General features: G+C 46.1%; 9 protein-coding genes and 2 pseudogenes. 6 read left to right on the forward strand and 5 right to left on the reverse strand.

Going from position 1 to position 12,708, the window contains the following annotated elements; all coding sequences use genetic code 11:
- Positions 1-311: pseudogene (locus RIC07_RS27730) on the reverse strand (hypothetical protein); the annotation flags it as partial.
- An 83-nt stretch (positions 312-394) separates the two neighbouring features.
- On the opposite strand from RIC07_RS27730, the gene RIC07_RS27735 reads away from it, so the two are divergent.
- From RIC07_RS27735 to RIC07_RS27750, 4 genes are all read left to right on the forward strand, one after another.
- Entirely contained in the window at positions 395-1,351 is a 957-nt protein-coding gene (locus RIC07_RS27735; protein ID WP_446397340.1) for an alpha/beta fold hydrolase, read from the forward strand.
- Positions 1,352-1,523: 172 nt separating this feature from the next.
- Positions 1,524-2,381: an RnfABCDGE type electron transport complex subunit D gene (locus tag RIC07_RS27740; protein ID WP_446397373.1), complete on the forward strand. Its 858-nt coding sequence runs from the start codon at positions 1,524-1,526 to the stop codon at positions 2,379-2,381.
- Between the two features lie 144 nt (positions 2,382-2,525).
- Complete coding sequence (locus RIC07_RS27745) at positions 2,526-3,845, forward strand: DUF2330 domain-containing protein (protein WP_446397374.1); 1,320 nt, start codon at positions 2,526-2,528, stop codon at positions 3,843-3,845.
- A 227-nt stretch (positions 3,846-4,072) separates the two neighbouring features.
- A complete protein-coding gene (locus tag RIC07_RS27750; RefSeq protein ID WP_446397341.1) occupies positions 4,073-5,872 on the forward strand; it encodes an LA_3751/LA_3752 family putative glycosyltransferase in 1,800 nt (599 codons plus the stop codon).
- Between the two features lie 362 nt (positions 5,873-6,234).
- On the opposite strand, the gene hrcA is transcribed toward RIC07_RS27750, so the two are convergent.
- Together hrcA and RIC07_RS27760 are read right to left on the reverse strand one after the other, a co-directional pair.
- Positions 6,235-7,323: a heat-inducible transcriptional repressor HrcA gene (gene hrcA, locus RIC07_RS27755; RefSeq protein WP_446397342.1), complete on the reverse strand. Its 1,089-nt coding sequence runs from the start codon at positions 7,321-7,323 to the stop codon at positions 6,235-6,237.
- Between the two features lie 225 nt (positions 7,324-7,548).
- Entirely contained in the window at positions 7,549-7,908 is a 360-nt protein-coding gene (locus RIC07_RS27760; protein ID WP_446397343.1) for a rhodanese-like domain-containing protein, read from the reverse strand.
- 652 nt (positions 7,909-8,560) lie between these two features.
- Between RIC07_RS27760 and RIC07_RS27765 the strand changes: the two genes are divergently transcribed.
- Both RIC07_RS27765 and RIC07_RS27770 read left to right on the forward strand, forming a co-directional pair.
- Entirely contained in the window at positions 8,561-10,300 is a 1,740-nt protein-coding gene (locus tag RIC07_RS27765) for a DUF3352 domain-containing protein (protein ID WP_446397344.1), read from the forward strand.
- A gap of 225 nt (positions 10,301-10,525) precedes the next feature.
- A complete protein-coding gene (locus tag RIC07_RS27770) occupies positions 10,526-11,203 on the forward strand; it encodes a phosphoribosylanthranilate isomerase (protein ID WP_446397345.1) in 678 nt (225 codons plus the stop codon).
- Positions 11,204-11,659: 456 nt separating this feature from the next.
- Here the strand turns inward: RIC07_RS27770 and RIC07_RS27775 are convergent, their stop codons facing one another.
- Both RIC07_RS27775 and RIC07_RS27780 read right to left on the reverse strand, forming a co-directional pair.
- Positions 11,660-12,190, reverse strand: a complete 531-nt coding sequence (locus RIC07_RS27775) for a hypothetical protein (RefSeq protein ID WP_446397346.1) — start codon at positions 12,188-12,190, stop codon at positions 11,660-11,662.
- Between the two features lie 53 nt (positions 12,191-12,243).
- Positions 12,244-12,348, reverse strand: a pseudogene (locus RIC07_RS27780) (IS607 family transposase); the annotation flags it as partial.
- Between the last annotated feature and the right edge of the window lie 360 nt (positions 12,349-12,708).

A 12,708-nucleotide genomic window follows, 5' to 3' on the forward strand; every position in this document is an offset into this window, starting at 1 on the left:
AGGGAACAGGGAACAGGGAACAGGGTACAGGGAACAGGGAACAGGGAACAGGGAACAGGGATCAGCGAACAGGGAACAGGGAACAGGGAACAGCGAACAGGGAACAGGGAACAGGGAACAGGGAACAGGGAACAGGGACCAGGGAACAGGGAACAGGGAACAGGGAACAGGGAACAGGGAACAGCTAGGTAGAGTTTTGAGTTAACTTCCCATCTCCCCCAGCTCCCCCAGCTCCCCCAGCTTCCCCAGCTTCCCCAGCTCCCCCAGCTTCCCCAGCTCCCCCAGCTTCCCCAGCTCCCCCAGCTCCCCATCACCCCATCACCCCATCACCCCCTCACCCCCTCACCCCTCACCCTCTTGACCACCTGTCCCTATTCTCGGATAGGATGGATATATGGCAACGATTGAGATTCTAGGGGCTACCCACGCCTACGAATTAACGCCTCCCAAGGCATCCTCTTCCCCAGTTTTGGTCTTTATCCATGGCTGGCTTTTAAGTCGTAACTATTGGCAACCACTGATTGATCGATTAGATGATGATTATCAATGTTTAGTTTATGATTTGCGGGGATTTGGTGATTCTCAATCCCCAACAGATAAACCACCAAAAACCGAATCGGCTTCGCGGGCTACCACCTCAGGCGGGGCGGGTGCGAAGGATAATGCGGCATTAACATCGGCAGACGTTGATGCCACTCGTTTATCAACCAGTAACTACACCCTTGCGGCTTATGCTAGGGACTTGGGTATTCTACTCGAAAAGCTTGACATCGATAACGCTTGGCTGATTGGTCACTCTCTAGGTGGCAGTATTGCCTTGTGGGGCGCATCAGTGGATTCAGAACGGGTCAAGGGGGTGATTTGTCTGAATGCGGGGGGTGGCATTTATTTGAAAGAAGAGTTTGAACGATTTCGGAATGTAGGGAAACAGTTAGTCAAACGCCGCCCTCAGTGGTTATGTTATCTGCCCTTGATTGATGTACTGTTTACACGAGCGCAGGTGGCGCGTCCCCTGGCACGGCGTTGGGGACGACAACGGGTGATTGATTTTGTTGTGGCTCACCCAGAAGCAGCACTGAGGAGTCTCTTGGATTCGACAACCGAGGCTGAGGTTCACCGTTTGCCTCAGATGGTTTCACAGCTTCAGCAGCCTGTGTATTTTTTGGCAGGTGCGAATGATAGAGTAATGGCTCCCAAATATGTACGCCATCTAGCTAGCTTCCATAAGCTTTTTCAAAATGGCGGTGCTAATGTAATTGAAATTCCTAATTGCGGTCACCTGGCAATGGTGGAACAACCCGATATTGTGGATACTCAAATTCGCAGGATTTTGGCGGAGTCTTTGGGTTGAGCTTAAGTACAGTTACAAAAACTGTAACAACTCAGGGGTAAAGATAGGGGTGGGACATACTGGCAACAGGATTACAGGCACAAATCAGTACACGATCGCTTTCTTAGGGATTGGAGGTTCAGAACCGGGCTGGCGTCTGAATTCCTTTCCCTTTCCCTATTTTTCTACTCAAATGCAGCAACACGATCCCAGAGACTATCAGATTCTGTTTCTCTCACTCTTCCTGGTATTGGGTATTGGTACGAGAGATTGGACATTACAGCCTCAGTTTATTGGTGTTGCGATCGCGACTTGTTTGCTGACCCAGTATATCAGCCTTAAGCTTTGTGCGATCGCGAAGGAACCATGTAGAGACGTAGCATGCTACGTCTCTACATGGCTAATCCCCAATCCTCAATCCCTAATATCCCTCAAAAGTGCCATGATTACGGCATTGGGGTTAAGTTTACTCCTGCGAGTCGATCAGTACAGCACGATGATCTTGGCGGGGGTACTGGCGATTTTAAGTAAATTTCTGTTTCGATTCCAAGGCAAACATTTTTTAAATCCGGCTAATTTTGGCATAATTTCAGTTTTAATCCTGACAAATGATGCCTGGGTTTCTCCAGGACAGTGGGGAGAGGGGGGTTGGTATGTTCTATTATTTGCTGGAACTGGGGGCATGATTTTAAAACGGGTGGGGCGTTGGGATACAACGGCGGCTTTTTTCGGTGCTTATGGGTTACTCGAAGCTGTTCGCAATCTTTGGTTGGGCTGGACGTGGGATGTTTGGGCGCATCGGTTGATGAGTGGCTCGTTTTTGTTGTTTGCCCTGTTTATGTTAACTGATCCTCGCTCAATTCCCAATGCTAGGGTGAGTCGTTTACTCTGGGCGGTCAGTATTGCGATTTTAACCTTTATTCTGCGAAATCATTTCTTTATGTCTACAGCAGTTTTCTGGGCATTATTTGCCCTTTCTCCTCTAACACTACTGTTGGATTGGATTTGGTCATCACCAAGATTTGTTTGGAGGTTTTCAGGTGACGGTTGATTGGTAAATAGAAAAATTAAGTAAGTAAGTTAATGGAGTTAAATTTATTCCCATTAAGTTGTTTAACTCTACCCTAATCTCTTGGGAATGACAAATGAAAAATGACCGATAACAAATGACAAATTACGAAAATGTGAGCCGATGATGAAAAAGCTATTACAGGCATTGATTGCGTTATTTTTGGCGGTTTTTGCAATCATGATATTTGCGCCAAAAGCCTTAGCCTTTTGTGGATTTTATGTGGCAAAAGCAGATACAAAGCTTTATAACCAAGCCTCTCAAGTGATTATCGCACGGGATAGCGATCGCACTATTTTGACGATGGCGAATGACTATCAAGGAGATGTTAAGGATTTTGCCTTGGTTGTTCCTGTTCCCGTGGTTCTAGAACAAGAACAGGTACAGGTAGGAAATCCAAAGATTATCGAACGACTGGATGGGTTTAGTGCGCCGCGATTGGTAGAATATTTTGATCCAAATCCCTGTATTCCTCCTGCACCAAGGGAACTTCGCTCTTTATCGGGAGGAGTAACATCATCAGCAGATAACAGTGCAGGAAATCGGGGAGATAGTGCTTTAGGTGTCACGGTAGAATCGCGGTTTTCGGTTGGCGAATACGATATTTTAATTCTCAGTGCTAAAGAATCGGATGGGTTAGAAACCTGGCTGAGGCGTAATGATTATCGCATCCCGCGTGGTGCTAGTCGGCTACTGCAACCTTATATTCGCCAAAATATGAAGTTTTTCGTGGCGAAAGTTAATCTGAAAGAATTTGAATCAGGGGGTTCTCAATTACTTCGCCCTTTACAGATGGCGTATGAATCACCGCGCTTTATGTTACCGATTCGCTTGGGAATGATTAATGCCACAACTGAGCAAGATTTAATTGTTTATATTTTATCCCGCAATGGTCAAGCCGAAGTTACGAATTATCGCACGGTTCAAATCCCGTCTAATGTGGGACTTCCTCTATTTGTTAAGGATGAGTTTGATCAATTCTATAAAGCCATGTTTCAGACGGCGTATGAGCAAGAACAGAAAAAAGTGGCATTTTTGGAATATGCCTGGGATATGGGATGGTGCGATCCCTGTGCGGCTGACCCCTTAAGCCGAGATGAATTAGAGCAAGCGGGTGTGTTTTGGTTAAATTCTAATGCAGCAAATAATGTCTTTATTAGCCGTTTACATGTCCGCTACACTCGTGATACATTTCCCGAAGATTTAATGTTCCAAGAAACAGGGAGTCGGCAAAATTTTCAAGGTCGATATGTCTTGCGACATCCTTACACCGGGGAAATGAATTGTCCCGCCGCTGATGAGTATAAACGGACGTTGAATCAGCGATTTGAACAAGAGGCGCAGACGTTAGCCAAGCTGACGGGATGGCAAATTGGCGATATTCGTAGGAAAATGGATATTCCTGAGATGAAACCGAGTCGCTGGTGGCGCAGGATTTGGAATTGACGAGGCTGCATGTCAACGCCAGTAGGTTGGGTTGAGGGACAAAACCCAACTTATCGGGGTAACTGGGGTATTGAGTGTACACCTGACATGCTGCCTATCTATAGGGAGAGTTCTGATCTAGGATAATATAGATTAGATAATCACTGCCTAAATAGTGCATTGTATTTTAAATTGAATGGTATTGACTTAAGGTTGGTGGGCAATGCCCACCCTACGGTATATCAAAAATGACGATAAAAGACTATAAGTTACCTCTCATTATTATCGGTGTTGGTATTTTATTTTCCTTGTACCTACAATGGCTAATACCTGAGGGGGTTTTCTTTAGTGGCGATGCGGGATTGAAGGCGTTATTGGCGAAACAGTTGAGTCAAGGTCAATTTCGGTTTGATTTGGTGTCTCCATCATTACCTTGGGTACGTCAACTTTGGCAAAATGATTTGTATCCCTTTGAAGAACCGTTTGTTTATTATATTAATGAGCGCTATTTTATTACGTTTCCCTATACCTTCCCCCTGGTAACGGCTCCCTTCCAGGCTTTGTTTGGCTATCGCGGATTATATATTATTCCTCTGGTGTCAACCTGGGTAATATGGTTCACCTGTTACGGGGTATGTAAACGGTTAGAATTATCCCAGACGATTGCATCAGTGGCTTTAATTGTTTTAATATTTGCCTCACCGTTAACCCTCTACAGTGCGATGTATTGGGAGCATACTCTCGCCTTAGCATTGGCATGGTTAGGGTTAGCGTTGTTCTTCTTTCCTCGACCAAATCAACCGCTATCGGTTAGGCGGGTTATCGTTAGCGGTATTCTCATTGGCGGTTCAGTTTGGTTTAGACCTGAATTTTTAGCGTTAGTGAGTTTGATTATCGTTTTTGTTTATGCTGTGTCGTTGTGGAATTGGGCGCGGCAACAGTTGAGGATTGAGCAATTTAATCTAAGTAAACTCTCTTATGTGACGGAACACCAAGAAATTTTTGCGATTAGTCTAATTGCCACGGTTGGCTTATTTTTTCTCTCGAATAAACTCATTTATAACCATCCTTTGGGCATCCATGGGATTCAAGTGGTGGAAGAAACGGGTTTATCTGAGCGACTGTTAGGAGGATGGAAAAATTTTCAGGGATTAAGCTTGGCTCTGTTTGAGTTTTTACCGATTACTTTTTTTGCCCTTGCTTACCTGTTGGTTGGGTTGGGTAGAAATTCCCAAAAACGGTTAACGATGCCAACGATGGTTCTCTTGGGATTAAGTTTTGGGATAACGGCTTTTGTTGGACTTGCGGTAACTCAGGGGAGGATTTACAAAGTTTTATGGATTTTGGTTTTAGCGGGATTGTTGTTTCTGGCGTGGCTGAAAACGTATGATGTAAGGTTGAATTGGGAAATGATCCTGATTTATGGCGGTGGATTACTCTTTATCATCCTCGTCTCCTTAATGGTGCCAGAGGGAACGGCAGGTTTAATTGCTGGGGGTAAACAATGGGGAGCCAGGTTTTTATTGCTGCTTGTGCCGATTATTTGTTTGTTGGCTACGAAGCAGTTAGAGTTTATGTTGAATGTCTCGTCAGGGGGGTTAAAGTATATCGGTATCGTTGGCTTTGCTGCCCTTTTGCTGGTGAGTATTCATAAAAATAGTTATGCTGGGGTCAAGTTTTTACAGAAAAATCACGATGGCATATTACCCGCGATTCAAGTCTTACAGAAACAGCCGAATCCTGTGATTGCTGTTTCTCATCAATTTGTCGCCCAGGCGATAGAACCGGGGTTGGCGGGGGACAAGATATTTTTTAAGGCGGAAACGAGTCAGGATTTAGTGCAATTAGGTAAAACGTTGGTGGAGGAAGGGCAGCAAGAATTTACTTATGTTTGCTATCCGTTTCGTCAGTGTCAGCCGCCGGAAGATGCGTCAGCCGTGAGGAGGTTTAGTCAAGATAATCAGCGATTTAGGATTGAGTTATCTGAAGTAGGAGAGTTTGGTAAGTATCCTATTTATGAGGCATTAATTCTGAAGGAATCGGAGTAATTCCTTTTTTTACAGGGGCGAATTGTATAGTGGCGGGTTTCACAACGATGGTGGGGAAGGGCGGGTTTTGTTGAAAGGTTATTGGTTTCTAGGTTAATTTTGTCCCTAAACCCGCCCCTACATTAGATTTATTCTGCCGATATCAGATTTATAGATTAACCTTAAACTGGACAATAAAACCTAGGCAATTTTTAGGCGCGATCGCCTCCCAAAGAGGTAGGGGCGGGTTTAGGGATTAAATGAGTTAACCCGCCTCAAAATAAACAACGAAACCCGCCCTGATCCCAACCTAAATTTGACAAATGACAAATGACAAATGACAAATGACGAATGACAAATGACGAATGACGAATGACAAATGACTAAGCTACCTGACTCAACGCCTCCGTCAGATAATCAGCCGTGGCTTCCACAAGTGCGATCGCGTTTTCATATAGCATCCGAGTTGGACCCAGAATTCCCACACTGCCCACGGGTAGATTATCCTGTTCGTAGGTCGCACTAACTAACGTACAGGTTTGCATCGGTTCCAAAGGGTTCTCTGTGCCAATTCGTACTTTTGCCCGACGCTTAGAATTCAAACTATCGGGAAGTTCAAAGATTAGGGGCCAAAGTTGTTCCTGTTCTTCTTCCAACAGATGCAGCAACATTTGAACTTGTTGCAACTCAGCAAATTCTGGCTGACGCAATAACTCGGCAATCCCCCGAACTAAAATCGGCGTGGCTACGGATGTTTTCATCGGACGAGTTAATTCTGCCAATACCTTTTTCAAGAAATCGGCATACTGGGCAAATTCGCGGTCAAGTTCACTCCAGTCTAAGTTCGCCAATTCACCCAGAGAACGTCCCCGAAGCTTACTACTTAAAAAATTAGATAATATCTGTAACTCTTGCTCAACAGCCGCTTCATCCGGTGGATCATCTTCTGATACCGAGGGTAATTCCATGACAATGGATTGGGTTTGATAGGCATCAGTCACCACAATCAACATCACCCGCCCTGGTGCGACAGACACCAATTGCAAATGGCGCAATCGTGTTGTTTGAGTTTGAGGTAAAGTAATCAGGGTAATATACCCACTCAAGGTTGAGAGAATTTGCCCCGCATCCCGTAACAAAGCCTCAAAATTGAAATCGTCTCCCTTCAAATGATCCGATAGTAATGTTTCCGCTTGACGTCCCAACGTATTGGAGGGTTTAATCAGCCGATCCACATAAATCCGATATCCTGAATCCGAGGGAACCCGTCCTGCAGAGGTATGAGGTTGATAGAGTAAGCCAGATTTTTCTAGAACGCTCATACAAGAGCGAATTGTAGCAGGACTAACACTCAGATCATACTCGTGGGCTAAAACTTTGGAACCCACAGGTTCCGCCGTCGCAATGTAATGACGGATAGTTGCCCAGAGAATATGTTGTTGCCGACTATTAAGACTGACGTGTACAGACATTTGAAAAAAAGCCGAACTTAATCAGATTTTCACCAGAATCCTTTAAAATCATGAGGGTTATGGCGAATTTCTGGAGAAATGTCTCTCCTAGATATCCCTAAAGATAGGTTAAATCGCCAACGCCGCTAAACAGACCTTTTAAGTGACAGGCTTTCCTGGTTGGATGAGTATTGATCCAAAGATAACAGAAGAAACTAGGATTCTGTAGCTTGCCATGATCGACTGCTAGTAGCGAGGGATGGTAGGATCGACCGTTGCGGAGTATGCATCAATTCCACCAACGACATTTTTGACATTGGTAAACCCCTGATCGGCTAACCACTGGCACATTTGAGCGGAACGAATACCATGGTGACACATCACCAAGGTTTCAGCATCAGCTTCAAAGCGGCTGTGGATTTGATCAGACCATTGGGCAAATTCGCTCAAGGGGAGAACATCAAACCCCTGAATATGCGCGATCGCGACTTCCTGGGGTTCTCGCACGTCGATAAGCTGGAGTCCTTCCGGGGATTGGCTAATCCGCTGCGCGAGTTCCTCAACACTGATTTGGGGAATAGATTGATTAAAGGATTGAGCTGACATAACTGATGCAAGGAAAATAATACATACCAGAATACCGATATCCTTGAGATTGGCAAAGGGTGTGGGGGAGTTGAGGGAGCTGGGGGAGCTGGGGAAGCAGGGGAAGCAGAGGGAGCAGGGGGAGCAGGGGGAGCAGGGGGAGCTGGGGAAGCAGGGGGAGCTGGAGGAGCTGGGGGAGCTGGGGGAGCTGAGGGTAGCAGGGGGAGCTGGGGAAGCAGGGGGAGCTGGGGGAGCTGGGGAAGCAGGGGGAGCTGAGGGAGCTGAGGGAGAGCGTGTAGGGGCGGGTTTTACCATTAACGGGAAGGTTGTCACCCTGATATCACTAAACCCGCCCCGATTAGAGTGCAAGTCCTCAAGGGGTGACAAGCTCGCGTCAAAGGTAGGCAGGGTGTGGGGTGTGGGGTGTGGGGAAAATTGGTAAGAAAGGTAAGAAACACAAAAGCGCATAAGAGGAGATAGGGTAAGGAGCGAGCGCAAATGACAAATGACAAATGACAAATGACAAATGACGAATGACAAATGACGAATGACGAATGACAAATGACAAATGACAAATGACGAATGACAAATGACCAATGACCAATGACCAATGACAAATGACAAATGACGAATGACAAATGACAAATGACAAATGACAAATGACGAATGACAAATGACAATGAAACTACGCTCGTTTTTTTATGTCTTGGCAGTCGGTGTGGTAATGTTGCTGTTATTGGCTGGAGGTGGCTGGTTTTGGGTTAGCGCCCACAGTCCCCTAACTCTCTTGCAGGAACAGGAGGTCAAGACTCCCACGGCGGCGATTTTTGTGCCGAAACAAGCCCCCGCCATGATATCGTTGCTCGTGAATCCAGACCGTTTGGCAGCGTTGCGGCAAGTGGTGGTTCCACCCCAGAAGCGACGAAGTGCGATCGCGGAATTTAAGCAACTGGAAAATAGTCTGCTGGCGAATTTAGGACTGGATTATCAACGGGACATTCAACCCTGGATTGATGATGAACTGACCCTGGCGGTAACGTCGTTAGACGTTGACCGGAATCCCGAAAATGCGGCACAACCGGGATATTTACTCGTTTTTACGACCAACGATCCTGAAGCCGCGCAGGAACAGGTTTATTCTCGACTCGCGATTACCGACCCAGCCGATTTAGTCGTTGAATCCTATCAAGGGGTCAACCTAATTTATCAATCCTCGAATCCCCCAGGGAAAAAGGTAGCAAAGGATACAGACTCTCGTCCTATCCCGGATACCTTAACCAGCGCGATTGTGGGTGATCGCTTTGTCCTCTATGCCAATCACCCTAAGGTCTTGCGGAATGCGATTAATACAGTACAAGTGCCTGATTTGAGTTTGGCAGAAAATTTCGATTATCAACAACTGCTGCAAAGTCTGACAGAACCGCGTATTGGATTCAGCGTGGTGAATTTACCCGCCCTAGCCGCTTGGATTTCTAATCAACCGATTCCCAATCGCGAGTCATTTGAGGTGTCCAAAAGCTTGGCGATTACCTTGTCCCTCACTCGTCAGGGGTTGTTGGCACAAACGGCGATTCCTCGGTCAAAATCGAGTCCAGAACCGATTACCCCAGTCTTATCCCAGCCTGTTGATGCTCTCCAGTACGTTCCCGCCCAAAGTGGGTTGGCAATTGCTGGGGTGAATTTAAACCAATTTTGGGAACAACTGTCCACCCGACTGGAAACTGATGAGAGTCTAAGTAGCTTACTCGACCAAGGAATTGCCCAGTTAGAGTCTCGTTGGGGAATTCAATTACCAGAAGAGATTTTCAGTTGGGTGGAAGGGGATTATGCCCTATCCCTGTTTCCTCGACCGGATCAACCGAATCCCGACTGGATTTTTGTGGCGCAAACGGCTAATAATGATCAGGCAATTGACGCGATTGAGCATTTGGATATCGTCGCTAAGCAGCAGGGACTCAATGTGGGAGAACTCCCATTTGGCGATCGCACGACGACGGCGTGGACGAAGTTGGTGACAGCGAAAGCGCTGAAGAATCGCCAAGATGGGTTGTTAAGTCTACAAGCCCAAGTTCGGGGGGTTCACACCAGTGTGGGAGACTATGAAGTGTTTGCCACATCCATTGAGGCGATGGACGCCGCCCTGAATGGGGTGAAGGATTCCCTGGTTCAGAACCTAGACTTCCAGAACGCGATCGCGGCTTTACCTGCTCGAAATGATGGGTATCTCTATATAAACTGGTTAGAGAGCCAACCTTTAATTGAGCGTCAGTTTCCCATTTTGCGGGTGGTGGAACTCATTGGTCAACCCTTATTTGACCACCTGCGATCGCTAACCATTACCAGTTATGGTGTGAATCAGGATGTTCAACAGAGTCAGTTATTTTTCCAATGGGTTGATCGTTCCTCTGGCTAAAACGAATTGGTCTCGGAATAGAGTTATCATCGACAAGGTAGGGGCGACCCGCTTAGCCTAATTAACAACACCAGAAACAGGGCGGGTTTACATAAGTTACCAGTTTTTGCTTATATGGTATCGGTAAAACCCGCCCCTACAGACGGTCGGGTCGCCCTCTACTCAATTGGGTCGGTTCGCCTTCTCCTCAAACCTTTATATCAGAACGTTTTTCATAGGAAGTTGATGGAACCAACAATCCGACCCAGAGTTAAAATTTGCTGCATTAGTAGCATGAACGAAGCCAATCTCGCCATTCGTTATGGCGCTGCTGCCATAGGCTTAGTATCCGAGATGCCCAGTGGACCGGGCATGGTGTCTGAAGGCTTGATTGCCCAAGTCACCACTAAAGTCCCTCCGGGTGTCTCTTCATTTCTACTCACCAGTAAATTTGATACCTTAGCAATTGTTGCCCAGCAACGACGCCTAGGCGTTAACACGATTCAGATTTGCGATCGCCTACAGTGGGGAAGCCATGATGATTTACGTCAGGCATTACCTGGAATTGCCATTGTCCAAGCCATTCATGTCACCAGCGAAGCCGCGATCGAGGAAGCGTTAGCCGTTGCCCCCTCTGTTTCCGCGTTGATACTCGATTCGGGGAATCCCCTGTTACCAGAGAAAGAACTGGGCAGAACCGGGCGAGTTCATGATTGGACGATTAGCCGACGCATCCGGGAATTAGTCAACGTGCCTGTTTTCTTAGCTGGCGGACTCACTCCAGAGAATGTCAAGGATGCGATTCTTGCCGTTCAACCCTTTGGCGTGGATGTCTGTAGTGGGGTTCGCACAAATGGCAAATTAGATGAGGGTAAGCTCTCTGAGTTCTTCAATCAAGTGTATAAAAGTTTCAGCACTCAGTAACTGAGGCAAAGGAAACTTTGGAGGTTAAAATTGATTTCACAGTTTGGAGCCATTGCTTATGCTGCGTACATTTCGGGCTATCCTGAAGGGTAATTTGCTGGAATGGCAAGAGGAAGTCAACTGAAGGGGTGACAAGCTCGCGTCAAAGGTAGGCAGGGTGTGGGGTGTGGGGTATGGGGTATGGGGTGTGGGGTGTGGGGTATGGGGTGTGGGGTGTGGGGTGTGGGGAAAATATTAGAGAAAAACAAAAGCCCAGAAGAGGAGATAGGGTAAGGAGTGAGCGCTCTCTAGGCGAGCCAACGCCGTCAACTGGAAGGACTTCAGGGTCAAAATGAATAAACAATAGAGTTTTTGGTGACTCCCTGAGTAAAGTTCAACACCGAGCGGAGTCGAGGTGTTGACGCCCTCGCGGAGTCGAATGCAGAATGACAGGCAATTTATCGGTTGCGTAAGTTTTCATAGCCATTCGTTATTATTGTAAAAATGAATTCCGCCGTGGTAGCTATCAACGGCTTTTACAGCGTCAAACTGAACAGAGACAATATCACCAATAGTGTCGCTATCCGCATCGCAAAAAGGCTTAATAGATGACCAGTCGCAATCATAAAGAGGCTCGTAGACATCCTTGTACATCGGCTCTCCAAGCTTTTGCCATTGGTCATACTGATCAATCTCAAAATCACATTCTGGATCACCATCGGGGGAGGTCGCTTTTACCTCAGCCCAGTAACTTAAATCCCAAACTTTTTTACCATCCTGTTTGTCCCACTGGTCAAAATCAACAAATTCTTTTTCCAGACTAGAGATCTCCATTATCAAGTCTGGGTAACGATTTAAGCAGTCTTTTTTAACCGCTTCCAGTGATTTAGAAAGGCGTTCCCAAAGATTCTCGAGCAAAGGTAATCCTTTTTCCTTCGCTTCATCTTCACTATTGGCAAATAGTCTGTGTCCAATAATAATTGTCGCCATATCTACCCAAACTGGCAATTTACTCCTCTACTATGTGGACATATCTCCCCAACGTCAAGGGATTGGGTAGATTATTTTTGAGATTCTTCGATTGCACTTGAAACACCGTCAATTAGCTTCTTATTCTTGCGACTCCGAGCGCCATAGAGCCGCGCTGAGAAGACTGTTACCAGCTCACAAATCGACCGACATCGCCTCTCAAAATGCGTCTCAAAAGCTTCTGAAGTCCCTTTTTCTGGTAGTTCAGTCCTTTGTCATTCGTAAGGGCTTGAGGTTTGTCTTTACATAAATTAACATAGTTCCGTTTATTTCCATCAACCGACTTACAGTTATTTCAGCCTAAAGATAGGGTATTTTTGACCAGGCGTATGTTTATGCTGAAGTGTGATCAACAACAAGAATTCACCGAAAAACTATGCCGAGAGCCTCAGTTGAGTAATACATAAAAAAGATTACTCAAAATTATTCACATTTTAGTTTCTTTGTCAACCCCTATTACTGGACTGATGTTCTGGCAATTATGCTAACCCTATAAG

The sequence above is a fragment of the Coleofasciculus sp. E1-EBD-02 genome, assembly GCF_040218245.1.
Classification (GTDB): Bacteria; Cyanobacteriota; Cyanobacteriia; order Cyanobacteriales; family Coleofasciculaceae; genus Coleofasciculus.

Coding starts and splice junctions, on each gene's coding strand:
- RIC07_RS27735 (WP_446397340.1), top strand. CDS start 395: ATGGCAACGATTGAGATTCTAGGGGCTACCCACGCCTACGAATTAACG.
- RIC07_RS27760 (WP_446397343.1), bottom strand. CDS start 7,908: ATGTCAGCTCAATCCTTTAATCAATCTATTCCCCAAATCAGTGTTGAG.
- RIC07_RS27740 (WP_446397373.1), top strand. CDS start 1,524: ATGCAGCAACACGATCCCAGAGACTATCAGATTCTGTTTCTCTCACTC.
- hrcA (WP_446397342.1), bottom strand. CDS start 7,323: ATGTCTGTACACGTCAGTCTTAATAGTCGGCAACAACATATTCTCTGG.
- RIC07_RS27745 (WP_446397374.1), top strand. CDS start 2,526: ATGAAAAAGCTATTACAGGCATTGATTGCGTTATTTTTGGCGGTTTTT.
- RIC07_RS27765 (WP_446397344.1), top strand. CDS start 8,561: ATGACAATGAAACTACGCTCGTTTTTTTATGTCTTGGCAGTCGGTGTG.
- RIC07_RS27770 (WP_446397345.1), top strand. CDS start 10,526: ATGGAACCAACAATCCGACCCAGAGTTAAAATTTGCTGCATTAGTAGC.
- RIC07_RS27750 (WP_446397341.1), top strand. CDS start 4,073: ATGACGATAAAAGACTATAAGTTACCTCTCATTATTATCGGTGTTGGT.